This is a genomic window from Pseudomonas gingeri (assembly GCF_013386115.1).
GTDB lineage: Bacteria > Pseudomonadota > Gammaproteobacteria > Pseudomonadales > Pseudomonadaceae > Aquipseudomonas > Aquipseudomonas gingeri.
Genome location: NZ_JACAOR010000001.1, coordinates 278,080 through 304,365 on the forward strand (window position 1 = coordinate 278,080; position 26,286 = coordinate 304,365).

Consider the following 26,286-nt stretch of genomic DNA (forward strand, 5'->3'; position numbering starts at 1 on the left):
GGCTCATTGATGAGCCTCCCCGCGCTGGCGGCCAATACGGCTGTGCAGACCTTCCAATCCGAATCGGGGCCGGTGGCCGTCAGCGAAATCGTCGACGGGCTCAAGCACCCCTGGGCCCTGGCGTTCCTGCCCGACAGGCAGGGCATGCTGGTGACCGAGCGTCCGGGCAACCTGCGGGTGGTGAGCCCCGACGGCAAGCTGTCGGCACCCCTGGGCGGTGTGCCCCAGGTCTGGGCCAAGGGCCAGGGCGGCTTGCTCGACGTGGTGCTGTCGCCATCGTTCAAGGAAGATCGCCTGGTCTACCTCTCCTATGCGGAGGGCGGGGGCGAGGGCGGCAAGGCCGGTACGGCGGTGGGGCGCGGGCAGCTGTCGGCCGACCTCGGGCAATTGACCGATTTCAAGGTGATCTTCCGCCAGGAGCCGAAGCTGTCGGTGGGCAATCACTTCGGTTCGCGCCTGGTGTTCGACCGCGACGGCTACCTGTTCATCGCCCTGGGCGAGAACAACGAACGGCCGACCGCCCAGGATCTCGACAAGCTGCAAGGCAAGGTGGTGCGGATCTTTCCTGACGGCCGGGTTCCCGACGACAATCCCTTTGTCGGCCAGCAGGGCGTGCGCCCGGAGATCTGGTCCTACGGCCATCGCAACCAGCAGGGAGCGGCGCTCAATCCCTGGACCGGGACCTTGTGGACCCACGAGCATGGGCCGCGGGGCGGTGACGAGATCAATATCATCGAGCGCGGCAAGAACTACGGTTGGCCGCTGGCAACCCATGGCATCAACTATTCGCTGCAACCGATCCCCGAGGCCCAGGGCAAGACGGTGAAAGGCACCGTGGCGCCCCATCATGTCTGGGAAAAATCCCCCGGTCTCAGCGGCATGGCGTTCTATGATGCCGATCGCTTCCCGAAATGGCAGCACAACCTGTTTATCGGTGCACTGGTGGCCCAGGAGCTGGTCCGCCTGCAATTCGATGGCGACAAGGTCATCCATGAAGAGCGCCTGCTGGGCGAACTGAAGTCGCGGATTCGCGATGTCCGCCAGGGGCCGGACGGCTACCTGTATGTGCTGACCGATGCCGAGAACGGCGCGCTCTACAAGGTGGGCCTGGAGTAGAGGATCACCGCCGCCCGCAGCTTGCTGTTGCCGAAGGCGCTCATCTTGTCGAATTCGCCGTGGCTGACCGGCAGATGCTGGCAGTCCAGCGGCTGCCGGTGCTGGCTGTGGTCGACATCCGGGTCGTGCAGGTAGACGAATTCCTCGTCGCAATCGGTCACGATCACCCAGTGCGGCGCCTTGGAGCGGGTCAGGCGGTAGCTGCTGATCAGCACCAGCGGCTGGCCGCCGGCCGCCAGCAGGCGCGGCAGATCCAGGGCGCCTCCGAGCACCTGCTCGACATCGGTCTGGCGCAACTCTTCTTCGAAGCCGTCATGCACCAGGCGCATGACGGCTTTTTTATGCTCGTTACGGACACCATTGAGCAGCAGCGGACCGCTGATACTCACTTGCAGGCGCACCCCGAAGCCCCGTCGCCAGGCGGCCAGCGCCAGGCCCTGGGGGCTGCAGCCGCCGTGCCCGGAGGTCATGAACACGGTGGTTGCTTCGCGCCAGATCTGTACTTCTTCCCGTCGCGAGGCCTGGCGTTGGGCCTGCAACGCGCCCATGGCCATCAGCAGGCAGGCCGGGCCGCAGGTGAACTCGGTGGTCTGGGCGTAGTAGGGCACCTGCGCCTCACGGTTGGCGTGATGCTGCAGGATGCGTTTTTCCAGGCGCAGGGCATCGGCATGGTCCTCGTAGTAGTCGTTGATCAGGCCGAAGCGGCGATAGCCGTTGTGTTCGTAGAGGGCGATGGCCGCGTGGTTGTCGGTGCGTACCTCCAGACGCAGGTACGCGCAGTCATGTTCCAGGGCACAGGCTTCGCTGCGTTGCAGCAGCTGTTTACCGAGGCCGATGCCGCGTGCGTGGGGCGCGATGGCAATCGAATACAGGCGTGCCAGCGAAGTGCCACGGTGAAACAGCACCAGGGCATAGCCGGCCAGTTGCCCGTCGACCTGCTGGGCGACGATCAGCCGGGCGTGGGCCCGACTGACCATCCAGTGGAAGCTGCGGGCGGTCAGGCGGTCGGTGGTGAAACAATGCTCTTCCAGCTGCAGCAGTGCAGCCAGGTCATCGGTTGTCGCAAGGCGAAAGACGAGATCCATATAACCACCGTAAAAGTTGCGTAACGGAACGGGACTTTCTGAAAACTTCGTGCTTAATAGAAAGCATCTTGTTCAACGGATCGATCTCTATGTCAGCGGTACAAGGTCATTGGCGCGAAGTATCCGGGCAAAGTTTGCCGACAGCAATATCCACGGCAACTTATTTATCTCCGGCGAGCAATCCAGGCAGTCAGTTGGTTATTATTGTCGAGCGCAAGGAAGACTGGGCGTCGTACTTTCCCAGCGAGGATATCGTCACCGCGCAGGAGTACCTGGAGCAGTCCCGTGTCAATGAGCCGGGCAAGCGCGTGCAGGTGATCAACCTGTGCCGCAGCTACAAGTACCTGGGGCATGGCTACTACTGTTCGCTGCTGGCCGAGGCCCGTGGGCACAAGGTCATTCCCTCGGTCCGGACCATCAGCGAACTGACACGCAAGGCGCTGTACGGGCTGGCCCTGGATGACCTCGACAAGACCCTGGGCAAGGCCCTTGGCGATCATCTTTATCGGGACACCGAGGGGTTTACCCTGACCCTTTACTTTGGCACTACTGTTATCGAGCCACTGCAGGAACTTGCCCGGCAGTTGTTTGAAGTGTTTCCCTGTCCGATATTGCTGGTGGAGTTCAAGAAGAGTAACAGTTGGCATATCGAAGGGGTCAAGGCTGGAACTTTGCACAAGTTGCGCGAAGACCAGGAAGATCACTTCGCCCAGTCCCTCGACAGTTTCAGTCGCAAGATCTGGCGGGTGCCACGTTCGCGTCGCCTGGCCCGTTATGACCTGGCGATCCTGCACGACCCCCAGGAAGCGCTGCCCCCTTCGAATGCCAAGGCGCTGGAGAGTTTTATCCGGGTCGGCAAGGGCCTGGGCATCGACGTCGAGCTGATCGAGAAGAAGGACTATGGACGGATCGCCGAATACGATGCGCTGCTGATCCGCGAGACCACCAGCGTCGACAACCACACCTACCGTTTCGCCAAGAAGGCCGAGAGCGAGGGGCTGGTGGTGATGGACGATCCGGCGTCGATCCTGCGCTGCACCAACAAGGTCTACCTGACCGACCTCCTCAAGAGCCACAAGCTGGGCATGCCGGCCACCGAGATTCTCTACAAGGAACGACCGGAAGACTTCGAGCGGGTCGGCGACCGCCTGGGCTTCCCGTTGGTGCTGAAGATCCCCGACGGCTGTTTTTCCCGTGGCGTGATCAAGGTCGAAAGCCAGCAGGCGCTGCTGGAAGCCACCGCCGAACTGTTCGAGCACTCGGTATTGTTGCTGGCCCAGGAGTTCTTCTACACCGAATACGACTGGCGCATCGGGGTGCTCAACCGCAAGCCGATCTTCGCCTGCCAGTACTTCATGTCCAAGGGCCACTGGCAGATCTACAACCACAAGGCCAAGGGCCAGGATGTCAACGGTGAATGCCGGACCCTGGCGGTTCACGAAGCACCGCGCGCGGTGGTCGAACTGGCCGTGAAGACCGCCAACCTGATCGGCGACGGGCTGTATGGGGTGGATCTCAAGCAGTCCGGCGACAAGGTGGTGGTGATTGAAGTCAACGACAACCCGAACATGGATGCCGGGATCGAGGACGCCTACCTGCAGGACGACCTGTATGGGCTGGTGCTCGAGGAGTTTGTCCGGCGCCTGGAGCTCAAGCGTCGCGGCCAGGCCTGGTAGGGAGGCGGCGATGATCAAGAGCTTCGAGTTGCAGCATGGCGCGCTGCGCGCGGTCGAGCGCCTGGATGCCGGGGTGATGCTGTTCAGCAATCCCGACGCGGCGGAACGGGATCTGTTGCACAGCCATTTCAAGCTCGACGAACACGCCCTGGCCTCGGCCCTCGACCCGGACGAGGTGTCGCGCATCGAGTTCCACCCCGACAACCTGTTTCTGATCTGGAAGCGGCCGCTGAATTACTCGGGGGCCGGCAGCCTGTCCTTCGAGGTGTCGTCCTGCGGCCTGCTGTTCTGCGCCGACCGCCTGCTGGTGATCGCCACCGACGATGCCCAGCTCGACAGCCTCGGTACCCGCAAGGCCCTGCACACACCGCTCGATGTACTGCTGGAGATGCTCTTCAACAATATCCATCACTACCTCGGGCACCTGAAGGTGATCAAGATGGTCGCCCGCGAGCTGCAGCAGAAATTCTATGCGTCGATGGAAAACCGTCATCTGATCCAGATGTTCAACCTCAGCGAAAGCCTGATCTATTACATCAACGCCCTGCACAGCAACGGCGCGGTGTTGACGCGGCTGCGCAACCACGCCCAGAAGGAAGCCTTCAGCGAGCAGGCGATCGGCCTGATCGACGACCTGATCATCGAGAACAACCAGTGCTACAAGCAGGCGGAGATCTATTCCAACGTGTTCTCCGCGCTGATCGATGCCCGTGGCAACCTCATGAACAACAGCACCAACGGCCTGTTGCGCAAGCTGACGCTGATCAACGTGGTGTTCCTGCCGCTCAACCTGATTGCCAGCATCGGTGGCATGTCCGAATACAGCATGATGACCGCCGGTACGCCGTGGTGGGTGTCCTATCCGTTGTTCCTGGCGGCGATGCTTGCCGGAGCCGGGCTGATGGTGCTCGGGCTCAAGCGGATGGCCGGGAACACCGACCGGGCCACCTGAGCCGCCGATCCGCGCGGGAGCCGCGCTTGCTCGCGAATACCGCTGCGCGCGCGCCGCAAGATGGAAGTGAATGGCCGTCTTCGCCGGTTCGCGAGCAAGCTCGGCTCCTACAAGGGTAGGGTGGGAGCGGGTTGCAGGGTCAGGACTTCGAAGCCATCGGCGGTGACGGCCACGGTGTGTTCCCATTGCGCAGAAAGACTGCCGTCACGGGTCACCACGGTCCAGCCGTCCTTCAGGTCGCGCACCCGGGCACTGCCCTGGTTGAGCATCGGCTCGATGGTGAAGACCATGCCTTCGCGCAACACCAGCCCCGTGCCCGGCCGGCCGAAATGCAGGACCTGCGGTTCCTCGTGCATCTGCCGGCCGATACCATGCCCGCAATACTCGCGGACCACGCTGTAGCCATTGGCTTCGGCGTGTTTCTGGATCGCGTGGCCGATATCCCCAAGCCGGGCCCCTGGCCTGACCACGCCGATACCTGCCCAGAGCGCCTCGAACGTCTTGTCCACCAGGCGCCGGGCCTTGGCGCTGACTTCACCGATCAGGTACATCTTGCTGGAGTCGGCGATAAAGCCGTTCTTTTCCAGGGTGATGTCGATATTGACGATATCGCCTTGCGCCAGGATTGCCCGGGCATCGGGCATGCCGTGGCAGACCACCTCGTTGATCGAGGTATTGATGGAGTAGGGGTAGTCGTACTGGCCCTTGCTGGCCGGACGGGCCAGCAGTTCCTGGCGGATAAAGGCCTCGACCCGGCGATCCAGCTCCAGGGTCGACAGGCCCGGAGCCACCAGCCCGTCGAGCATGTTGAACACCTGGGCCAGCAGGCGCCCGGCCTCACGCATCAGCGCCAGTTCGGCGGGTGTCTTGATCAGGCCGACCGCCATCAACTGCGCCCTCGGATCAGGTCGTCCCGGTTCAGCAGCAGGCGGTTGACCAGATCGTTGTAGCCCAGCTGTGGATTGAGCTCGGCCAGCAGGCCCAGCTTGATCCAGAACTCGGCCTGGGCGTTGATCGAGCGATCCATGGCGGCACTGGCCATGCGCAGTTGTTCGTGCAGTTCATCGGAGATCTTGACGATACCCATGGGCTTCTCTCGGATTGGTAATATATGAATCGTATATGTTTCATATATTCCAGGCAAGCAGGCGTCGGCGCTCCCCATTGACTTGCCCGGCGCTCCCGGCTAATTTCGACCCATGACCTGCACCCACGTTCTTCCTCAGCCAAGCATTATTACCGCCATTCCTTATCTGGCGGGCTGACCTGTATCTGTTACCCAAACCCGCCTCCGAGGCGGGTTTGTTGTTTCTGTCTCCGAGGCCAAGCGATCACCCGGAGAGTCCCATGAGTACCGACACCGCCAGTCAACTATCGAGTAGAGAATCACCGAGTAGCGAATCCCTGTTGCTGGGCAGCTATGTGCGCAAGATTCTTGCTGCCCCGGTCTACGACCTGGCGATCCGTACGCCGTTGCAGCCGGCCCCGGCGCTGTCCCTGGCGCTGGGCAACCAGATCCTGCTCAAGCGCGAAGACCTGCAACCGACCTTTTCCTTCAAGATCCGCGGTGCCTACAACAAACTGGTGCAGCTCGACGAAGCCCAGCGCCGTTGTGGCGTGATCACCGCCTCGGCGGGCAACCATGCCCAGGGTGTGGCGCTGGCGGCGCGGACACTGGGTATCCAGGCAACCATCGTCATGCCCACCAGTACTCCCGAACTCAAGGTGAAGGGTGTACGCAGCCGCGATGCCATCGCGGTCCTGCACGGCGAGAGCTTTCCTTTCGCCCTGGCCCATGCCTTGAACCTGGCACAGGAGCGCGGCTGCACCTTTGTCTCGCCGTTCGACGATCCCGAGGTGATTGCCGGCCAGGGTACGGTGGCGATGGAGTTGCTCAACCAGCACCAGGGGGCGCTGGATGCGATCTTCGTTCCGGTCGGCGGTGGCGGCCTGATCGCCGGGATCGCCGCCTACGTCAAATACCTGCGCCCGCAGGTGCGGATCATCGGCGTCGAGTCGGAACATTCCAACTGCCTTCAACTGGCGTTGCAGGCAGGGGAGCGGGTGGTCCTGCCCCGGGTCGGGACTTTCGCCGATGGCGTGGCGGTCGCGCAGATCGGTGCGCATGGGTTCGAGGTCTGTCGCCGGCATGTCGATGAAGTCATCACCGTCAGCAACGACGAGCTGTGCGGTGCCATCCGCGATATCTACGACGATACCCGGTCCATCACCGAGCCCTCGGGGGCATTGGCGGTGGCGGGTATCAGGAAGTATGTGACGCTCAATCGGCTCACGGGCCAGACGCTGGTGGCGATCAACTCCGGCGCCAATATCAACTTCGACAGCCTGCGTCATGTCGCGGAACGCGCGGCCCATTGCGAGCCGCGGGTAGCGCTGAGCTGAGCGGTGCTGGTCAGGGTAGCAACGGGCGCATGAAGCTGCGCTCGTAGCTGAGGATGAACTTCTTCTCCACCACCGAAGCCACCAGGGCGGCGCTTTCGGGGTCGGTCAGGGCGATATGGCGGTAGCTTTCGTAGTCGGCCAGGGAGGCGAAGCTGAACAGGCAGTAGGCGATATTGCTTGCGCCCTCCGAGGGCAGGAAGTAGCCGTGATGAGTACCGCCCAGGCGTTCGACGATACGGATCCAGGCCCTGGAGTAGGCTTCGAAGTCGGCCAGTTGATATGGATCAATGACGTACTTGACGTGGCAGGTGATCATGCAGGCATTCCCTGGCGGTTATTCACTGACGGCTTTCTTGGTCAGCTTGGACGGGGTCCAGATGCGGTAGCGGATTTCCACGTCGTCCGGGGCGTAGATCACCAGCGGCAGCTTGCTGTTGTAGCGCAGCATGTAGCCGGTGCCGATCACCGGGACAAAGTCTTTCTTGGCCTTGGCGCCGGGCGGGCAGGCCATCAGCGTGGATACCGGTCCGCTGACGCTTTCCAGGCGGTAGTAGGAGTAGCTCCAGCCTTCCAGGTTCTTCTCGTCGAGATTGCCGCCCAGGCGTTTCTGGTTGCAGTCGACGGGCAGGGTCTTGCCGGCGATGATTTCCACCCGGTGATCGGAGTCCTTGGTCATCTTCGGTACCCGGATGACCGTGCGGGTGAAGCCGTCTTCCGCTTTCGGGAAGGGGGCCAGGTCCGATTTGTCGGCGGCGACCGCGCTGGCGGCAGTGGTCAAGGCCAGCAGGAATGTGGCGGCGATAGTCGTCGAATTCATGAGCTCTCTTGCCCTGTCAGGAGGGAGCTATCCCTCGTGTGAGTGGCGCAGTCCGGGCGGTATGCCGGAGGGCTGCGGTGGTTTCTGTCCGGGTGCCCCGATCAAGTTGCCAAGATAAGGGCAAATTGCACTATGCCAAAGCACTTTTCTTGCATTCTGCATAGCGTCACTTTGCTATTAGTGGGTCAAAGTCATTGTTTTTCCAGCAAACAATTATTCATCTCGACGGGCATGTTTCCTGCTGTATTGGAAAGACACCCACCGGCCCGATTGTCGGACGAATAACCTTAACAGTCGGAAAAAAACGGCCTAGTCTTGAAGGTGGTTTCGTTGTCCAGGATAGGGCGGAGCGGGCCAATCGTGGGTTGTAAGACGGCCACTGGCCGTTGCCACAATAAAATCTGGCAGCCTCATAGAACGGAGAGAGTCGCCATGCTATCGCTATCAACGCTGGAGTTACGCAACATCATTGAAAGCAGTTTCCTGCCGATGCGCTGCCAATGCACCCTGGGGGCCGATGAGTCCCTGACCGTGAAAGTGTTCGACAAGAAATCCGAACGGGTGGACCTGGTGGTGACCGGGATCTGCGCCTCGAAGCTGGACAGCAATCGGGCCATTTCCGAACTGATCGCCGAACTGCGCTACGACCTTGAACATGGCCAGGACGGTCATTACGGCGAGGCGCGGGCGCGGGCTCGTTGAAACACCCCGGCTGACTTCATCTTCTTCTTTGCCGACGCCCCCGGCAGGCAGGGGGCGTCGCCTGCAGAAAATCTTTCCCGCCCTGGGATAGATACCTTAACGCCAGTGTCGAACTGCCAGTAAACTGCGCGCTTTCCCCCTCGTACTCTTGATTTCCAGAGGTTTTGCATGACACTCAGTCCTTTTGCGGGCAAACCGGCACCGGCACAGCTGCTGGTAGATATCCCGCGACTGGTATCGGCCTATTACACCGGCCAGCCCGATGCAGCGATCTCCACCCAGCGTGTCGCCTTCGGCACCTCCGGGCATCGGGGCAGTTCGTTCGAGCTGAGTTTCAATGAATGGCACGTCCTGGCCATCAGCCAGGCCATCTGCCTGTACCGCCAGTCCCAGGGGATCGATGGTCCGTTGTTCGTCGGCATCGACACCCATGCGCTGTCCACCCCGGCCGGTGCCAGTGCCCTGGAAGTCTTTGCCGCCAACGGCGTGCACACCATGATTGCCCAGGGGGATGAATACACGCCGACGCCGGCGGTGTCCCATGCCATCATCTGCTACAACCGTGGCCGTACTTCCGGCCTGGCGGATGGCGTGGTGATCACCCCGTCCCACAACCCGCCGGAAAGCGGTGGCTTCAAGTACAACCCGCCCAATGGCGGTCCCGCCGATACCCACATCACCAAGTGGATCGAAGCCAAGGCCAACGAACTGCTGGGCAACCAACTGGCCGGCGTGCAGCGCATCAGCTACGAGAAGGCGCTCAAGGCCGACACCACGCACCGTCATGACTACCTCAACAGCTATGTCGCCGACCTGGTCAATGTCATCGACATGGACGTCATCCGTGGCGCCAACCTGCGCCTGGGCGTCGATCCCCTGGGGGGTGCCGGCGTGCGCTACTGGTCGGCGATCGCCGATCACTACCGGTTGAACCTGGAGGTGGTGAATACCGAGGTCGACCCGACCTTCCGTTTCATGTGCGTCGACTGGGACGGCAAGATCCGCATGGACCCGTCCTCCAGCCATGCGATGCAGGGCCTGATCGGCCTGAAGGAGCGTTTCGACGTGGCCTTCGCCTGCGATCCGGACCATGACCGCCACGGTATCGTCACTCCGTCCGGTGGCCTGCTGGCGCCGAACAGCTACCTGGCGGTGTCCATCGACTACCTGTTCCAGAATCGTCCGCAGTGGCGCAGCGATGCCGCGGTCGGCAAGACCGTGGTCAGCAGCGGTCTGATCGACCGCGTGGCGGCACGCCTGGGGCGGCGCCTGTACGAAGTGCCGGTGGGCTTCAAGTGGTTTGCCGACGGCCTGTTCGACGGCTCCCTCGGCTTTGGTGGCGAGGAGAGTGCCGGGGCGTCGTTCCTGCGCAAGGATGGCAGCGTCTGGTCCACCGACAAGGACGGCCTGATCCCGGCGCTGCTGGCGGCGGAAATGACCTCGCGTACCGGGCGCGACCCGAGCCAGATCTACCGTGGCCTGACCGACGAACTGGGCGAACCGTTCTCCGTGCGCGTCGATGCCAAGGCGACGCCGGCGCAGAAGGCGCTGCTGAGCAAGCTGTCGCCGGAGCAGGTGACCTCGACGCAACTGGCCGGCGAAGCGATTCAACAGATTCTCAGCCATGCGCCGGGTAACGATCAGGCGATCGGTGGGCTGAAGGTCATGACCGAGAACGGCTGGTTCGCCGCGCGGCCTTCGGGTACCGAGGATATCTACAAGATCTACGCCGAGAGCTTTATCGGCGACGATCACCTCAAGCGCCTGGTGGCAGAGGCCCAGGTGCTGGTGGACGGAGCTATTTCCGCCAACTGATCCAGGCTTGATCTGCCATGCAAAAGGGGTGAGCGACCTGCGTCGCCCACCCCTTTTTTTTGAGCATTTTTGATCGTTCCCACGCTCTGCGTGGGCATGCAGCCCGTGACGCTCTGCGTCACAAAGCGGACGCAGAGCCTCCGATGAGGCATTCCCACGCTGGAGCGTGGGAACGATCAGGGCTTCTATGCCAGGTCCACCAGAATGATCTCGCTGTCCTGCACGGCGGTGATCCGCAGCACCTCTTCCTCGGCCACGGCCACGCCGTCACGTGCTTCGGCGCGCAGGCCATTGACCTCGATCACTCCGGTGGCCGGCACCAGGTAGGCGCGGCGCTTGCCGTCCAGGCGGTATTCGGCGCTTTCACCGGCCTTCAGGTTGGCGGCGACCAGGCGGGCATCGGCACGAATCCGCAGGCTCTGGTCGTCGCCGGCCTTGCCACTGGCGAGGGTGACGAAACCTTCGCCACGCTCGCCCTTGGGAAACGGCTTGGCACCCCAGGAGGGAGCCGAGCCGGCTTCGTTGGGGATGATCCAGATCTGGAAGATCCTGGTGGGTGTCGATTCCAGGTTGTACTCGCTGTGGGCTATCCCGGTGCCGGCGCTCATCACCTGGACATCGCCGGCTTCGGTGCGACCCTTGTTGCCAAGGTTGTCCTCGTGGCTGATGGCACCTTCGCGGACATAGGTGATGATTTCCATGTCCCGGTGCGGGTGTTGCGGAAAACCGGTGCCAGGGGCGATCACATCGTCGTTCCAGACCCGCAGGTTGCCCCAGTTCATGCGCTGCGGATCATGGTATTCGGCGAACGAAAAGTGGTGGTGCGCATCCAGCCAGCCGTGGTGAGCGCCGCCCAGGGTGTTGAAGGGCCTGAGTTGCAGCATGAGTCTTCTCCTGTTCAGGTTCGTCGTGGGCTGGCGCGGGCCAGGGCAGGACGGTGACCGGTTGATGATGGTCCTATGATCGATCAAACCAATATCGATAAAAAGCGTAAATAATGCTTCAAAACAATCGATATAGTTGATGTGTTTCCGTGCCTCCAATGATGTCTCCACTTTCAATTCGTCGCCTAAACAGCTGATAGACAAGCAATTGACTAGAACTCCAGGCGTAATGGAGCGACCATAGGCCTCCCGTCCGGACAGCCTCAGACCTGGAGTCAGCGTGTCGTCATACACCCCCGAACCGCCCGCCGAACTTTCCTCCCTGGCCCAGTTGCCGCTGCTCAAGCGCCTGATGGCCCGCCTGCTGGGCAGTGGCCTGAGCCGGCTGCGGGCGCAGCACGTGGCGTCCTGGTTGCAGGGGCAGGCGGATGGCTTCCGTAGCGGCCACAGTGCCGGCGTGGAATACGGTTACCAGGAAGGGCGCGCCGACGGCCTGGAAGAGGGGCGGCAGGTGTTGCTGATCCGCGATACGCGCCCTGCGGAACACCGCGCGCCCGGGGTCGACGGCAACCTGTTCGACGACTGGCGCCTGCCGCTGGGGGCCGAGCTGAAGAAGCTCATCAAGGCGGACGTTGCCCGCCTGTTGCCGGCCCATGCGCAGCCGAGCACGGCGCAATGGAAGATGATCTTCAGCGACACGCCGTCAACTTCGGTGATCGCCGGGGCCGGCGCGGGGAAATCGACGTCACTGGTCCTGCGTATTCTCTTGCTGACCCACTACCTGGGTTTCGAACTCGATTCGCTGACCGTGGTGACCTTTACCCGTGAGTCACGCAAGGACTTCATTGCCAAGCTGATCGAGGTCTTTGCGTTATGGGGGCGTTCCCTCAGCCTCAGGGAAGCCCGGGACGTGGTGCGCACCTTTCATTCGCGGATCCTGCCGATGGTCCGCAGCCTGCCGGGTTTTGCCCAGTTGCAGGCGTTCGAGAACCTCAGTGCGCGCACGCTGTTCGAGGACGAGGGCGCCGACAGCAATCCCTTCGACCTGCGGATCAATGACGCCCAGCGCCAGCAGCTCAATGCCTGCTACCACCGGTTGTATCGCGATGAACCCCGTTTCCGCGAAATCCTGGTGCCGCTGTACAAGCATGCATTGCAACTCAAGGAGCTGGAGCAGGATCACCCGGACGTACAGAAGCGCATGGCGGTGACCGAGCTCGCCTCCAGGCGCGACGAGGAGCTGTGCGATACCGTCGAGGACCTGTGGTTTCGCGCTGGTGCCTGGCCGATCGAAGGGATCGAGCCGAATCGCGAGACGGTCGATATCAATGGCTCGCCCTTTCATTGCCATGGCTATATCCCGGAGCTGGATGCCTGGGTGGTCCTGGGTTTCGACCCGCGGGAAAGTCCGCAGATCACGCGTCCGGGCTCACGCCTGACGGTGCGCGCGGAGTGGGCGGTGAAGCGCACCCTGTTTCAAGCTTTCTGTCGTAAGCCTTTGATATGGCTTGATAGTTACGAATCGGCAAAGCGGGTTTTGTCCTCCCTGGGTGGCGATGCCACGGCCGGTCCCGGCTTCGATTACAAGGTCAAGGGTGAGCTTGCCTCGGCGCCTTTGCTCGATTGTTTTGTCATGGCAGCCGGGTTTATCGAGAACCTTGGCCTGGACGTCAATGTTGCCGTGGGGCAGATGAGTTTTGCCCAGGATGACCCGGACCGGTTCTTCTTCGAAGCCCTGAGTCTGTTCTGGAAGGCCCTGGAGGCGCATCTGCTTGCGCAATCGCCGCCGATCATGACCTATAACCGGATGTTCTCGCTGTTCGGCGAGAACAGCCCGGAAAACCAGGCCTTGCTCAGCGACGAGCTGCTGCGACCGTTGTCGCACCTGATGATCGACGAGTTCCAGGATGTTTCACCGCAGATCGTCTCCTGGCTGCGGGCCAGCCTGCGGGAGATCCGTCGACGCGGCCCGGCCCTGCATGTCGGGCGTGGGGCGCAGCATTCATCCCTGCTGTGCGTGGGCGATGACTGGCAGTCGATCTATGGCTGGCGGGGCAGCTCGCCCAAGTACTTCATGGAGTTCGGCAAGGAGTTTCCGTCGCCGGCGACCACCCGGGTGATGCTCAGCGACAACTACCGCAGTCACCAGCACATCATCGACGCGGCCGAACATATCGTGCGGGCGGCCCCGGCCATCGCCGGGAAAAAGGCCAGGGCTGCGGGAGCGTCGAAGGACGTGTTGCCGGTGAATATCCTCGATCGGGACGATGCGGCGCTGGGCCGGCGCCTGGCAGAGCACTATCGGAATGGCGACAGTATCTTGATGCTATTTCGAAAAAGTAGCGATAAGTTATTGATTGAAGAGCATATTCAGTCAACAGTTAATGTTGATTCTAGCTTGCCTTTCGAGCAGCGCCGGCTCAAGCAGTTGACCTATCACAGCTCCAAGGGCCTGCAAGCCGATGCGGTGTTCCTGCTCGGCGATTGCCTGCACCTGACCCGCTCACCCTACAAGAACCAGGTTTACCGGATGGCGGGACTGGGCAGGGATGGCGATGCCGAGCCGTACGACAACGCGCAGAAAGACGAGATCCTGCGCCTGGCCTATGTCGGGATCACCCGGGCGGTGAAGCACTGCTATTGGTATCTGGATGGGCAGGATGCCCAGGCGGCGAACGCGCCCAAGGCATCCGATCGGATTGCCGGAGGCAAGGCGTTCTTTGCCGATTTGCGCGTCAGGTCATGAATGGGGAAGGGTTGTCACCAATTCCCACGCCAGTCCCCATGGTCCCTTTGCAGATCATGGCTTCAGGCCAGCGCCTTCAGGCTCTGCGGGGGCACAAAGGACTCGAGTTCGGCCTCGACCGCCTCGATGATGCGTTCCACATCGGCGGCATTCATCACCGTGGCGCAGGGGATCCCGGCAATGGCGATCAGGGTTTCGCCACTGGCCCGGTCGAACAGACGGGCGATCAGGCTGCCCGGTGCGTCCATGGTGGCTTCGAAACCCAAGGGGTGAAAATGCCAGCGCATCAATTGGCAGGCATTGGGGAAGGTGACCTTGCTGAAGATTTTGCTCATGGTGCCCACCTGTTTCATTGAGCGCTTCCTTTTGCTCGCGGGTAGGAACGGAAGGACCTCATGGTCCGACCTGGCCGAGTGCTAAAAATAGCACTCGTTCGCAACGGACAGGAGAGTTTTTTCAGGCCGTTCGGCGATTGTTTTCGTGTAATTTGATCTGTGTCATAACTCACCCTCATTTGAGCGCTCCATGTCCGAAGACGATGACGGCCCCGCCCAGACCCGGGCCACCGGCGAAACTGTCCTGCGTTACCACCTGTGCTGGAAACACCGTGACCTGGACGGGGTCATGGCCCTCTATCATCCGGACATCCAGTACCACGACTTCTTCCAGAACCGCCTGCTGGGCCTGGCGGACCTGCGTGAATACGTGCGGGTCAGCATGCCCCGGGAGTCCGACGAGGCACTGGAACACAGCGACCGTATCCGCCTGGACGGCAACACGGCCTTCATTCAATACAGGATCACCCTGCGCGGCGGCGAGGGACTGGTGTCGTTTCGCTCCAGCGAGGCGATCACCGTGCGTGACGGGCTGATCTGGCGGGTCAACGAATACGCTTCCCTGGTGCATGAGCAGCCTGCCCGTTCGGCGACCGGCGTGCTGCGGCCGGCGGTCAGTCGCCTGGGGCTGTCGCCACGGCAACTGAGCTTCATGGCCGACGATCTGCAGCAGTACTTCGAGCGCCAGCAAGCCTACCTCGATCCCGAACTGGACCTGCAACGGGTGGCGAAGGAGTGCGGCTACAGCCGCAACCAGATTTCCTACCTGCTCAACCAGGTGCTCGGCCAGAGTTTCTATCGCTATGTGAACCAGGCGCGACTGCAACATCTGCTGGCGGCGCTGGACAAGGCGGAGCAGCCGGCGCGTATCGACGAACTGGCCTTTGCCGCCGGGTTCAATTCTCTCTCGGCCTTCTACAAGTGCTTTCGCGAGCACACGGGCCTGTCGCCCAAGGCCTATGCCCGGCAAATTTCTCTGCGTGCACGCGCGCAAGACACCTTCTGAGCAGCGGTACTAGGATCACCACCATCTGTTACAGGTTGTGGAGTCTGGAATGCCGGTGTGGCGAAATATCAGTTTATGGATGGATCAGCTCGATGAGCCGCTGACGCCGCGGGCCAGCCTGGAACAGGACCTGGACGTCGACGTGGCGATTATCGGCGCCGGTTACACGGGGCTGTGGACCGCCTATTACCTCAAGCGCCAGGCGCCTGAGCTGAAAGTGGTGATCGTCGAGGCGCAGACCGCCGGCTTTGGTGCTTCCGGGCGCAACGGTGGCTGGGTGATGGGCAACCTGCTGGGCGAGGATCGACTGCTCGCCGGCCTGTCACCGGAACAGCGCCGGGCTTCCTTCGATCTGCTGCACGGCATTCCCGACGAGGTGAAGAGTGTCCTCGATCAGGAGGGCATCGACTGCGATTATCGCAAGGGCGGAGTGCTGTACTGCGCCGCGCGTTACCCCGAGCAGGAACACAGCCTGCGCGCCTATCTGGACAAGCTGTACAAGCAGGGCCTCAACGAGTCCGACTATGTCTGGCTGAGCCCCGAGCAACTGGCCCGGCAGATCCGTGTTGCCCGACCTTACGGCGGGATCTTCGCGCCGCATATCGCCACCGTGCAGCCGGCCAGGCTGGTGCGCGGGCTGGCCCGGGCGGTGGAGCGCCTTGGCGTGCCGATCTATGAAAACAGCCCGGTGACCGATTGGCGTTCCGGCGGCCTGCGCACGGCCAGGGCCCAGGTCCGCAGCCACTGGGTGGTGCCGGCGGTCGAAGGCTACTCGGTGACCTTGCCCCCCCTGGGGCGCTACCAGTTGCCGGTACAGAGCCTGCTGGTGGCGACCGAGCCCCTGTCGGCGGCGACCTGGGACGAAATCGGCCTGAGCCAGGGCCAGGCGTTCAGCGAAAGCAGTCGCCAGGTCACCTACGGCCAGCGCTCCGCCGATAATCGCCTGGTGTTCGGTGCCCGTGGCGGGTATCGCTTCGCCGGCCAGCTACGGCATGACTTCAACCTGACCGAGCAGGAAATCGAACTGCGCCGCTATCTGTTCGGCGAACTGTTCCCGCAGTTGAAAAAAGTCCGTATCACCCACGCCTGGGGCGGCAACCTCGGTATGTCGCGGCGTTTCCAGCCGCACATGCTCTGCGACCGCGCCAACGGTATCGCCCTGGCCGGCGGTTACGGCGGCGAGGGCGTCGGCGCCAGTCACCTGGGCGGGCGCACCCTGGCCGACCTGATCCTGCAGCGGGATACCCAGCGGGTCCACCAGCCCTGGGTGATCCCGCAGGGCGGCCTGGCGGCGCTGAGGGCCTGGGAGCCCGAGCCCTGCCGCTGGCTGGGCTACAACGCGATCATTCGCAGCTTTGTCCATGAAGACCAGACCCTGGCCAATCCCAACACCCCGCCGTGGCGCCGCAAGCTGGCCAGCGGCGTGGCCGGGTTCATGGAAGGTTTCATGAAATAACCGGCGCGATTGCGCCGGGTCATCCACCCGCAGGACTGATCCCATGAGCATTACGCAATTCAAGAACACCGCCACGGCCACCCTCGAAGTCTCCAACCCGGTCGCGGTGCCCCTCAGCGAGCAGGTTTCCGTGGCGTCGGTGACCTGTGTCGAACGCAACGACGGTGTCGAGACCGGCATCTGGGAGTGCACCCCGGGGCGCTGGCGGCGGCAGATCGTCGCCCAGGAGTTCTGTCACTTTATCCAGGGCCGCTGCACCTTCACCCCGGACAACGGCGAAACCCTGCACATAGAAGCCGGCGATGCACTGATGTTGCCGGCAAACAGTACCGGAATCTGGGATATCCAGGAAACCGTGCGCAAGACTTACGTCCTGATTTTCTGATCCCTGATCACTTGAGCCTGCCAACAAAAAAACCATACACAGGAATCCACTCATGATCCGCATGTCCATTGCTCCCTTGATGCTGGTGGCGTCCTTCGCCCAGGCGGGCGAAACCGTCAAGATCTACAACTGGTCGGACTATGTCGCCCCGGACACCACCAAGAACTTCCAGACTGAAACCGGGATTGGTTTCAGCTATGACGTCTATGACAGCAACGAGACCCTGGACGGCAAGTTGATGACCGGCAAATCGGGTTACGACGTGGTGTTTCCTTCCAACCACTTCATGGCCCGGCAGATCCAGGGCGGTGCGCTGAAGAAGCTCGACAAGAGCCAGTTGCCGAACTGGAAGAATCTCAATCCGGCCTTGCTCAAGGCGCTGCAGGTCAACGACCCGGGCAACGAACATGGTTTCCCTTACCTGTGGGGCAGCACCGGCATCGGCTACAACATCGACAAGGTCAAGGCGGTGCTGGGGGACAATGCACCGGTGGACTCCTGGGACCTGATCTTCAAGCCCGAGAACATGAAGAAGTTGCAGAAGTGTGGCGTGGCGATTCTCGACAATGGTCCCGAGTTGCTGCCGGCGGCGCTTAATTACCTGGGCCTGCCGCACCACAGCAAGAATGCGGCGGACTACAAGAAGGCCGAGGATCTGTTGATGAAAGTGCGGCCCTACGTGGCGTATTTCCATTCATCCAAATACACCTCGGACCTGGCCAATGGCGATATCTGCGTTGCCGTGGGTTTCTCCGGCGATATCCTGCAGGCCGCCAGTCGTGCCACGGAGGCCAGGAATGGCGTGAATATCGGTTATTCGATTCCCAGGGAAGGCGCGGCCATCTGGTTCGACATGGTGGCCATGCCCGCCGATGCACCGGATGAAAAGGCCGGTTATGCCTTCATGAACTACCTGCTGCGTCCGGAGGTCATGGCCGGTATCAGCAACTATGTGAAGTACGCCAACGGCAACTCGGCGGCCGACAGCCTGGTGGACCCGGCGCTCAAGGCGGATACCAAGGTGTATCCGAGCCCGGAGATGATGGGCAAGCTGTTCGCGCTGGAGGCCATGCCGCTGAATATCGACCGGATCCGTACCCGGTTGTGGAACAAGATCAAGACCGGCGAATAATTATCGCGGTATCGGGTCATTGCCTAAAAGGGCGGGAGTGGACTGGATCCGTTCCCGCTTTTTTATTGGCGGTGCATTTATTGGATCCATAACAGTGTTTAATGCGTTATAGAGTTACATTGCTGAAACGGTTGACTAATATTAAATAGCCATCTTTTTGGCGTCATAGAGATAACTTCTCAACCGCTTGTAATTATTTAAAATATTTTTACCCGTCGCCCTGAATAAAACATAAAGTCCTGCCGATATCGGTAATAAGCCCGCGAGTTTTTCACAGACGTGGCGTTAACCGTCGGGCGGAGCATCGTCGTGTTCCCACCTGGTGGACAGATGGCATGGACGCTAGCAGCCCCCAATGTTCAGAGAGAGCTTCCCATGTCCCTACGTAATATGAATATCGCCCCTCGGGCCTTTCTCGGTTTTGCCTTTATCGCATTGCTGGTGGTGGTGTTGGGGGTGTTTGCACAAACGCGCATGACGGTCATCCGTCAGGCCTCGGTCGATATGAACACCAACCAGTTGCCGAGCGTCGGTTATCTGAGCAATGTGATCGAAGGGGTCCTGCGCTTGCGCATCCTGTCGTTTCGCGTGCTGATCAATCGCGAGCCCGCGGCCTTGCAGGAAGCCGACACCCGTATCACCTTCCTCACGGACAAGATCCGCAAGGATCAGAAGAGTTATGCCGATTTGCCTTCCGCGGGCGAGGAGCTGGCCAAGTACAAGGAGTTCGCCGCCACCCTCGATACCTATCTCAGGGACCAGGGGCAAATGCTCGAACTGTCGCGGCAGAACAGGATCGATGACATGCGCAACCTGATCAACAACCAGATCAAGGCCGGCACCGATCTGATGGGCGCGCAGCTCAACCAGTTGATGGACATCAACAAGGCCGGGGCCAAGGCTGCCTCGGCAGAAGCCGGCCAGCAGTATGACAACGCAAGCCTGGGCATTATCAGTGTCTCGGTCGTCGCGGCATTGATGACCGTGCTGCTCGCCTGGCTGCTGACCCGCAGCATCGTCACTCCCTTGAACAGGGCGTTGGCCGCGGCCGAGAGCATTGCCGGTGGCAACCTGACCAAGCCGATCGAGGTGGACGGCAAGGACGAACCGGCGCGTTTGCTCACGGCGTTGGCGGCCATGCAGGGCAGCCTGCGCAAGACCATCGAACAGATTTCCGGCTCGGCCACCCAGCTTGCCTCCGCGGCGGAAGAACTCAGCGCGGTGACTGAAGAGGCCTCTCGGGGCTTGCAGCAGCAGAACAACGAAATCGAACAGGCGGCCACCGCGGTCAACGAAATGACCAGTGCCGTTGAAGAAGTGGCGCGCAATGCGGTCTCGACGTCCGAGGCGTCCCAGCAATCCAACCTGGCGGCGCGCGAAGGCCGCGACCGGGTGGTGGAAACCGTCGGCGCGATCCAGGCCATGACCCAGGACGTGCAGAACACTTCCGTGCTGATCGAAGGCCTGGCGACGCAGGGGCGGGATATCGGCCAGGTACTGGACGTGATTCGGGCGATTGCCGAGCAGACCAACCTGCTGGCGCTCAACGCCGCCATCGAAGCGGCCCGTGCCGGTGAGGCCGGTCGTGGCTTCGCCGTGGTCGCCGACGAAGTCCGGGCCCTGGCCCATCGTACCCAGCAGTCGACCCGGGAAATCGAACAGATGGTGGCGGGGATCCAGAACGGCACCGGCGAGGCGGTGCAATCGATGCAGCAGAGCAACCAGCGGACCCAGACCACTCTGGAAATGGCCCGCGCCGCCGGTGTCGCCCTGGAACAGATCACCCACTCGATCAACCTGATCAACGAGCGCAACCTGGTGATCGCCAGTGCTTCGGAAGAGCAGGCGCAAGTCTCCCGGGAAGTCGACCGCAACCTGGTGAATATCCGCGACCTGGCGACCCAGTCGGCCGCCGGGGCCAACCAGACCAGTGCGGCCAGCCATGAGCTGTCACGTCTGGCGGTGGACCTGAATGCGATGGTGGCGCGTTTCGTTATCTAAGCGCCGGATGATGGACCGTTCCCACGCTCTTGTGGGAACGGGCTTGCCCGCGAAACTTTGATCCGTGACGCAGAGCGTAGGAACGATCCCATCCTCGCCCTGCGTGCGCTAAAGGCTCAGATAGCGCCGCAACTGCGCCAGCAGCTTCTCGTACAGCAGATCCACTTCCTGGGCCATTCCCCGTGCCCGCAGGCAGCCGTGGACCAGTCCCAGGCCCAGATGCAGGCTGGCGGTGCCGCCGGCCTGCTTCAACCGCTCGAAATAACACACCCCGTCATCCCGCAGCGGATCGTATTGCGCCACGGCAATAAAGGCCGGGGCCAGGCCGTGGAAATCCGTGGCCTGCAAGGGCATGGCATAGGCCGAGGGTTTGCCCGGGCCCGGCAGGTACAGCGTGTGGTAGCAATGCACGTCGCTGGCGCTGAGCAACGGCGCATCCGCGCACTCGCTGCGTGACGGCAGTCCGTCATCACCGCCCAGCCCCGGGTAGATCAGGGCCTGTACCAGCGGCTGGGGCTCCCCGGCATCGCGCAAGGCCAAGCACACGGCTGCGGCGAGGTTGCCGCCGGCGCTGTCGCCGGCAATCGCCAGGCGGTTGCGGTCCAGTTGCCAGTCTTCGGCGTCGTTGCGCAAGCTGCGCCAGACGGCCAGGCAATCGTCGAAGGCTGCCGGAAAGGGCTGTTCCGGTGCCAGCCGGTAGTCGACCGCGACCACCACGGCCTTGAGCAGCGATGCCAGTTCGGCGGTGATGAAATCATGGGAGTCGAGATCGCCCACCACCCAGCCACCACCGTGCAGATAGACCACGCAAGGCCAGCCGTCTGCTGGACGAGGGGAGGTGGGCCGGTACTGGCGCACGGGCACCCCGGCGATCCGCTGCTCGCTGACCGCGATGTCGGCCGGGCGTGGAGGGGTAAAGGCCTTGCACATCTCGCTGTAGCCGATGCGCAGGCCCTGGATGCTGCTGTCCGGGTAACCGAAGCCGAGGGTCTTGTCGACAAAGGCGCTCAGTTCGGGAGAAAGGGGGTAATTGCTCATTGGGGTTCCATGGTTACAGGACGCGAAGCCTGTAGGAGTGCGGTTCATGCAGGAACGGGCTGGCCCGCGAAGCTCCAGCAACCTCAAGGTCCTCTTCGCGGGCAAGCCCGCTCCCACAATATCCGTGCCGGGCTGTAATCCTGTGCTCAGCCAACCGGCCCTGTGGGAGCTGGCTTGCCAGCGAAGAGGCATCATGGGCGCTGCAAGTCTCAAGGTCCTCTTCGCGGGCAAGCCCGCTCCCACAATGTCCGTGCCGGGTTGTAATCCTGTGCTCAGCCAACCGGCCCTGTGGGAGCTGGCTTGCCAGCGAAGAGGCCATCATGGGCGCTGCAAGTCTCAAGGTCCTCATTCGCGGGCAAGCCCGCTCCCACAATGTCCGTGCCGATGGTTATTTCAAGCTGGCCTGCACGGTCGCCACGCCATCCTTGCCGTCGATGCTGGTGACACCGGCCAGCCAGCGCTGCAGATCCTCGGGGTGATCACGCAACCATTTCTTCGCCACGTCCTGGGGTGTCTGGCGCTCCATGATCGGCACCATCAACTGGCTTTCCTGGGCGGCGGTGAAGGTCAGGTTTTCCAGCAGCTTGTTCACGTTCGGGCAACGCTCGGCGTAGTCCGGGGCCGTGACGGTGGAGACTGTCGCGGCGCCTTCGTTGGGACCATAGACATCTTCGCTGCCGGTCAGGTAGGCGATCTTCATGTTGATGTTCATCGGGTGCGGCGTCCAGCCGACGAAGACCACGAACTCCTTGCGATTGACGGCCCGCTGTACCGCCGCGAGCATCCCGGCTTCACCGGACTCGACCAGCTTGAATCCCTTGAGGCCGAAGTGATCGGTGTCGATCATAGTCTTGATGGTGGTGTTGGCGCCGCTGCCCGGTTCGATCCCGTAGAGGGTGCCCTTGAGCTGGTCCTTGAACTTGGCGATATCGGCAAAGGTCTTCAGTCCGGCGTCGGCGACATACTGCGGGACGGCCAGGGTCGCCTGGGCGTCGGCCAGACTCGGCTTGGCCATGACCTTGACCTGGTTGGCGGCCACGAACGGCTCGATATTCTTGTCCATCGCCGGCTTCCAGTAGCCGAGGAAGATATCCAGGCGCTTGTCGCGGATACCGGCAAAGATGATCTGCTGCACGGCACTGGTCTGCTTGCTTTCATAGCCCAGGCCGTTGAGCAGTACGTCCGCCATGCCGCTGGTGGCGATGACGTCGGTCCAGTTGACGACACCCATGCGCACGCTCTTGCAGGAGGCGTCGTCGCTGGCGAATGCCGGGTTGCTCAGGAGTGCGGTACCGCAGAGGAACAGACAGCTGGTGAACAGTCTTTTCATGTTGGAAGGTCTCGCGGCAGGTCGTTTATTGTCGAGGCCGGTGTCTTCATGCACCGTCCGGCCACGTTACGCAGCCGTTAGCTGGCAAAAGCGCACCAGGGCGACCGGCTTTTGCACTGCAGCGACTCCCTGCCGTTATATCAGCAAGTCATACCCACAGGCTCAGCCAGGCTGAAACCAGCAACAGCAACGCCATGCAGCGGTTGAAACGCCGCATCGCCAGGGGCGAGCGAAACAGCCGGGCCGAGCCGACCCCCAGCACGGCCCACAGGCCCATGCAGGGCAGCGACACCAGGAAGAACACCAGGGACAGCGACAGCACATGGGCCTGGCGTTCGGCGCCGCTGCCGGCGAACACCCCGACCACCGCCAGGGCCATCATCCACACCTTGGGGTTGATCAGTTGCAGGCTGGCCGCACCCAGCAGTCCGAGGCGCCTTGCCGGTTCCGCTCCACCGTCGATGACGCTCGCCGGGGCGCTGAAAATCTGCCAGGCGAGGTAGCTCAGCCAGGCGATGCCCAGCCATTGCATGGCGACCTGCACCAGGGGCATGCCGGTCAGCGACTGGCCGACGCCGCTGCCCACCAGCAGCACGATCAGCGCGGCTGCGGCGCAGGCACCGAGAATGATCGGCAGCGCCGCGACCAGGCCGTAGCGGGCACTGTTGCTCAGCACGAGGATATTGGTCGGTCCCGGGGTGATGGAGGCGACAAAGGCAAAGAGCAGGAAGGGCAGCAGGCTCGGAAAGGTGGACAACATGGGCAGGGGCTCCGCGTAGAGATCGATGGGACGATCTTCGCGGCTGCCGCTTCAGGCGTCTGGAAGATTTGAGCAACGCTTGCGGTAGGCTGCCGGGGTCAGGCCATAGGCCCGCAGGAACCAGCGCCCGAGGTGGCTCTGGTCGGCGAAACCGAGGGCCATGGCCACCGTTGCCGGTTGTTCGCCGCGAGCCAGCATCTGCCGCGCCTTGGCCAGGCGCAGTTGCACCAGATAGGCGTGCGGCGGCAGGCCATAGGCCGATTTGAAGGCACGGGTCAGGCGAAAACGATCGACCCCGGTCACCGCCGCCAGGTCGTCGAGGCTCAGGTCATGCTGCAGGTGGGCATGCAGGTATTCCCGGGCGAGCTGCGCCACCCGCGGCAGGCGCGGGTCTTCGCGATAGCGGGTACGCCAGTGCAGATGGCGGGTGAGAGCGTCGAACATCTGGTCCAGGGCACTTTGCCGGACGATGCGCAGTTCCTGGCTGTGGATCGCCTCGAAGGCGGCGCTGGTGGCCTGGGCCAGGCGGCTGTCGCCGGTTGCCAGTGGCGTGGCAAAGGACAGTTGGCTGTTGGCCGGCGCTTCTTCGAACAGCGCGCTCAGCTCCCGCTCCAGCCAGTGGGGATCGAGGTAGAGCGTGCGGTAGGTGAAGCCGCCTTCGGTGGGGGCATCGCCGTCGTGGATCTCGCCCGGTTCGAGCAGGAACACATTGCCCGGCACGCTGTGGTAGCGGGTACGTTGGCAGTTGAATTGCTGCACGCCCTGTTCGGTGACCCCCACCAGGTAGCTGTCATGCCAATGGGCGTCGTAGGCGTGCCCCTTGAAATGGGCGCGGAGGGTTTCGATACCGGTGTCCTGATCCTGAGTCAGGTCGATCCAGTTGTCGGCGTTGCTGGACATGCTGTACCTGGGGGTGTTGGGCATTAGTGCAGGGTGACAGTTAGCGCCGGTTTCCAGGGCCAAGTCTAGAAGATCTGTGCAACGAAGGGGTAATCCGCTCGCGGGCCGGGAAGGAGGAGGGTATCGGGCGGTATTTAAAAGCCCGCGGACCCGTGGCGGCGTTCAATGGGGTGTCTGAGGAAACGTTTCAAGTTCCCGGATTCCTCCATTGATAGGGTATGAAAGTGTCGAAAGTCATTGAAGTCGTCAATCCGCAGGTAGGTCATGTTGAAAGCAGCCATCAGCTTCTGCTTCCGCTCGTTCGTGAGTTCAGTGCAAAGTCGGAGCGCGCCGGGGGCGTGACAGCCAATGGAAAGCCGTTCTACTCGGTGGAGCAGGCCGCGACAAATCTGTCGAACGGCTCGACGCCCTGGGCAGATACCGACGGGAACGGCAAGATAGAGCTGACCTACAGCTTCCCCAACGCATCGCAGCTGTTGTCCAATGATGATTACTATGCGCTGGGGCTCGCCGGGCTCCAGGCGTTCAGTCCCTTGCAGAAAGCCCAGGCAGTGCTGGCCATGCAATCCTGGTCGGACGCCGCCCATATCTCGTTTTCCGAAGCGCCGCAGGGCGGCGATGGCCATATCACCTTTGGCGACTACAAGGTGGGAGGCGGAGCGGCCCAGACCATCCGGCCAGGAGACATATCGGGATTGGGCGGGCAGTCCTGGTACAGCATCGCCGACGGTTACGAGGACAACAAGAGTCCGGGGCTCAACAACAATGGCCGCCAGACCCTGACCCATGAAATCGGGCATGTCCTCGGCTTGCCACATCCCGGCAACTACAACGGTGCGGGGGCGAGCTACGCGAGCAATGCCACCTATGCGCAGGACACCCTGGGTTACAGCGTGATGAGCTACTGGAGCGAAACCGCCAGCGGCCAGGACTTCACCCGCAATGACGCGGCCTTCTATGCCTCCGCCCCGTTGATGGACGATATCGCGGCCATCCAGAAGCTCTATGGCGCCAACTGGAGCACCCGTTCCGACGATACGACCTATGGCTTCAACTCCAACACCGGACGGGACTTCCTCAGTGCCTTTCAATCGTGGGATGCCCTGGTGTTCTGCGTCTGGGACGGTGGCGGCAATGACACCCTGGATTTTTCCGGCTTCACCCAGAACCAGAAGATCAACCTGCACACAGGCGCGTTCTCCGATGTGGGCGGCATGGTCGGTAACGTCTCGATTGCCCAGGGCGTCACGGTGGAGAATGCCATCGGCGGTTCGGGCAACGACCTGCTGATCGGCAACGCCGTGGCCAACGAACTGCGGGGCGGTGCCGGCAACGACGTCCTGTATGGCGCGGGTGGTGCGGACCAACTGTGGGGCGATGCGGGCAACGACACCTTCATGTTCATGGTCGCTTCCGACTCGGCGCCGGAGGCTGCCGACCGGATCATGGATTTTGTCAGCGGCGAGGACAAGATCGATCTCTCCGGCATCACCCGTGGCGTCGGGCTGAACATCGTCGAGAGCTTCACGGGTGTCGCGGGCGAAGCGCTCCTGAATTATTCCCAAGCCACTGGCGACAGCCACCTTGCCATCGACGTCAGCGGCAATGGCCAGGCCGATGTCCTGATCACGGCGGTAGGCCAGATCACCCTGGGCGACATCGTGGTCTGATAGCACTATAGGCAGATAGGGCGACGTTTCTGTGCCACTGTGGTCGACCTGGCGTCGAATCCTGTCTGTAACCGATT

General features: G+C 62.2%; 24 protein-coding genes. 13 read left to right on the top strand and 11 right to left on the bottom strand.

Translation table 11 applies throughout. The features are described from left to right. The first annotated feature begins 9 nt into the window (after nt 1-9). Nucleotides 10-1,116 carry a PQQ-dependent sugar dehydrogenase gene (locus HX881_RS01285; protein WP_425503447.1) on the top strand — a complete coding sequence of 369 codons (1,107 nt, stop codon included), beginning with the start codon at nt 10-12 and terminating at the stop codon, nt 1,114-1,116. Here HX881_RS01285 and HX881_RS01290 read toward each other — a convergent pair. Then, nucleotides 1,095-2,201, bottom strand: coding sequence for a GNAT family N-acetyltransferase/peptidase C39 family protein (locus HX881_RS01290; RefSeq protein WP_177082259.1), 1,107 nt, complete (start codon nt 2,199-2,201; stop codon nt 1,095-1,097). The two genes, HX881_RS01285 and HX881_RS01290, sit on opposite strands and share 22 nt — an antisense overlap. Nucleotides 2,202-2,290: 89 nt before the next feature. Between HX881_RS01290 and HX881_RS01295 the strand changes: the two genes are divergently transcribed. Together HX881_RS01295 and HX881_RS01300 are read left to right on the top strand one after the other, a co-directional pair. Continuing rightward, complete coding sequence (locus HX881_RS01295) at nt 2,291-3,877, top strand: RimK family protein (protein ID WP_246356423.1); 1,587 nt, start codon at nt 2,291-2,293, stop codon at nt 3,875-3,877. Between the two features lie 10 nt (nt 3,878-3,887). Further along, nucleotides 3,888-4,829 carry a magnesium transporter CorA family protein gene (locus tag HX881_RS01300; RefSeq protein ID WP_017127356.1) on the top strand — a complete coding sequence of 314 codons (942 nt, stop codon included), beginning with the start codon at nt 3,888-3,890 and terminating at the stop codon, nt 4,827-4,829. Between the two features lie 107 nt (nt 4,830-4,936). On the opposite strand, the gene map is transcribed toward HX881_RS01300, so the two are convergent. Continuing rightward, nucleotides 4,937-5,716 carry a type I methionyl aminopeptidase gene (gene map, locus HX881_RS01305; protein ID WP_177082261.1) on the bottom strand — a complete coding sequence of 260 codons (780 nt, stop codon included), beginning with the start codon at nt 5,714-5,716 and terminating at the stop codon, nt 4,937-4,939. Next, on the bottom strand, nt 5,716-5,916 hold the full coding sequence (locus tag HX881_RS01310) for a ParD-like family protein (RefSeq protein ID WP_017127354.1): 201 nt from the start codon (nt 5,914-5,916) through the stop codon (nt 5,716-5,718). Before HX881_RS01310 ends, map begins: the two co-directional genes overlap by 1 nt. Before the next feature lie 260 nt (nt 5,917-6,176). On the opposite strand from HX881_RS01310, the gene ilvA reads away from it, so the two are divergent. Continuing rightward, nucleotides 6,177-7,232, top strand: a complete 1,056-nt coding sequence (ilvA, locus tag HX881_RS01315) for a threonine ammonia-lyase, biosynthetic (protein WP_083875392.1) — start codon at nt 6,177-6,179, stop codon at nt 7,230-7,232. Nucleotides 7,233-7,242: 10 nt separating this feature from the next. Here the strand turns inward: ilvA and HX881_RS01320 are convergent, their stop codons facing one another. Both HX881_RS01320 and eco read right to left on the bottom strand, forming a co-directional pair. Continuing rightward, nucleotides 7,243-7,548 carry an NIPSNAP family protein gene (locus tag HX881_RS01320; RefSeq protein WP_177082263.1) on the bottom strand — a complete coding sequence of 102 codons (306 nt, stop codon included), beginning with the start codon at nt 7,546-7,548 and terminating at the stop codon, nt 7,243-7,245. An 18-nt stretch (nt 7,549-7,566) separates the two neighbouring features. Next, on the bottom strand, nt 7,567-8,049 hold the full coding sequence (gene eco, locus HX881_RS01325) for a serine protease inhibitor ecotin (protein WP_017127351.1): 483 nt from the start codon (nt 8,047-8,049) through the stop codon (nt 7,567-7,569). A 432-nt stretch (nt 8,050-8,481) separates the two neighbouring features. Between eco and HX881_RS01330 the strand changes: the two genes are divergently transcribed. Further along, nucleotides 8,482-8,751, top strand: coding sequence for a DUF1652 domain-containing protein (locus HX881_RS01330; RefSeq protein ID WP_017127350.1), 270 nt, complete (start codon nt 8,482-8,484; stop codon nt 8,749-8,751). Nucleotides 8,752-8,919: 168 nt separating this feature from the next. Next, nucleotides 8,920-10,566: a phosphoglucomutase (alpha-D-glucose-1,6-bisphosphate-dependent) gene (gene pgm / locus HX881_RS01335; protein ID WP_103032694.1), complete on the top strand. Its 1,647-nt coding sequence runs from the start codon at nt 8,920-8,922 to the stop codon at nt 10,564-10,566. Between the two features lie 185 nt (nt 10,567-10,751). Here pgm and HX881_RS01340 read toward each other — a convergent pair whose 3' ends face one another. After that, the gene (locus HX881_RS01340) at nt 10,752-11,450 is read right to left on the bottom strand and encodes a pirin family protein (RefSeq protein ID WP_177057055.1); all 699 of its coding nucleotides are present in this window, start codon (nt 11,448-11,450) and stop codon (nt 10,752-10,754) included. Nucleotides 11,451-11,730: 280 nt separating this feature from the next. Here HX881_RS01340 and HX881_RS01345 point away from each other — a divergent pair, with 280 nt between their 5' ends. Continuing rightward, entirely contained in the window at nt 11,731-14,196 is a 2,466-nt protein-coding gene (locus HX881_RS01345) for a UvrD-helicase domain-containing protein (RefSeq protein ID WP_177082265.1), read from the top strand. Between the two features lie 62 nt (nt 14,197-14,258). On the opposite strand, the gene HX881_RS01350 is transcribed toward HX881_RS01345, so the two are convergent. Beyond that, on the bottom strand, nt 14,259-14,549 hold the full coding sequence (locus HX881_RS01350; protein ID WP_017127345.1) for a DUF1652 domain-containing protein: 291 nt from the start codon (nt 14,547-14,549) through the stop codon (nt 14,259-14,261). 172 nt (nt 14,550-14,721) lie between these two features. Between HX881_RS01350 and HX881_RS01355 the strand changes: the two genes are divergently transcribed. The 5 genes from HX881_RS01355 to HX881_RS01375 all read left to right on the top strand — a co-directional run bounded on the left by HX881_RS01355 (nt 14,722) and on the right by HX881_RS01375 (nt 20,511). Further along, complete coding sequence (locus HX881_RS01355) at nt 14,722-15,537, top strand: helix-turn-helix domain-containing protein (RefSeq protein WP_177082269.1); 816 nt, start codon at nt 14,722-14,724, stop codon at nt 15,535-15,537. A 49-nt stretch (nt 15,538-15,586) separates the two neighbouring features. Next, the gene (locus tag HX881_RS01360) at nt 15,587-16,993 is read left to right on the top strand and encodes an NAD(P)/FAD-dependent oxidoreductase (RefSeq protein WP_177082271.1); all 1,407 of its coding nucleotides are present in this window, start codon (nt 15,587-15,589) and stop codon (nt 16,991-16,993) included. A 43-nt stretch (nt 16,994-17,036) separates the two neighbouring features. Then, nucleotides 17,037-17,378 carry a cupin domain-containing protein gene (locus tag HX881_RS01365; protein WP_017127342.1) on the top strand — a complete coding sequence of 114 codons (342 nt, stop codon included), beginning with the start codon at nt 17,037-17,039 and terminating at the stop codon, nt 17,376-17,378. Between the two features lie 52 nt (nt 17,379-17,430). After that, nucleotides 17,431-18,510: a polyamine ABC transporter substrate-binding protein gene (locus tag HX881_RS01370; RefSeq protein ID WP_177082273.1), complete on the top strand. Its 1,080-nt coding sequence runs from the start codon at nt 17,431-17,433 to the stop codon at nt 18,508-18,510. Between the two features lie 375 nt (nt 18,511-18,885). After that, nucleotides 18,886-20,511, top strand: a complete 1,626-nt coding sequence (locus HX881_RS01375) for a methyl-accepting chemotaxis protein (RefSeq protein WP_177082275.1) — start codon at nt 18,886-18,888, stop codon at nt 20,509-20,511. Between the two features lie 108 nt (nt 20,512-20,619). On the opposite strand, the gene HX881_RS01380 is transcribed toward HX881_RS01375, so the two are convergent. From HX881_RS01380 to HX881_RS01395, 4 genes are all read right to left on the bottom strand, one after another. Continuing rightward, on the bottom strand, nt 20,620-21,549 hold the full coding sequence (locus tag HX881_RS01380) for an alpha/beta hydrolase (RefSeq protein WP_017127339.1): 930 nt from the start codon (nt 21,547-21,549) through the stop codon (nt 20,620-20,622). A 388-nt stretch (nt 21,550-21,937) separates the two neighbouring features. Then, nucleotides 21,938-22,879, bottom strand: coding sequence for a choline ABC transporter substrate-binding protein (locus HX881_RS01385; protein WP_177082277.1), 942 nt, complete (start codon nt 22,877-22,879; stop codon nt 21,938-21,940). 148 nt (nt 22,880-23,027) lie between these two features. Further along, on the bottom strand, nt 23,028-23,639 hold the full coding sequence (locus HX881_RS01390) for a LysE family translocator (RefSeq protein WP_017127337.1): 612 nt from the start codon (nt 23,637-23,639) through the stop codon (nt 23,028-23,030). A 51-nt stretch (nt 23,640-23,690) separates the two neighbouring features. After that, the gene (locus HX881_RS01395; protein ID WP_177082279.1) at nt 23,691-24,539 is read right to left on the bottom strand and encodes an AraC family transcriptional regulator; all 849 of its coding nucleotides are present in this window, start codon (nt 24,537-24,539) and stop codon (nt 23,691-23,693) included. A gap of 218 nt (nt 24,540-24,757) precedes the next feature. Between HX881_RS01395 and HX881_RS01400 the strand changes: the two genes are divergently transcribed. After that, entirely contained in the window at nt 24,758-26,209 is a 1,452-nt protein-coding gene (locus HX881_RS01400; RefSeq protein ID WP_177082281.1) for a serralysin family metalloprotease, read from the top strand. The last annotated feature ends 77 nt before the right edge of the window (nt 26,210-26,286 follow it).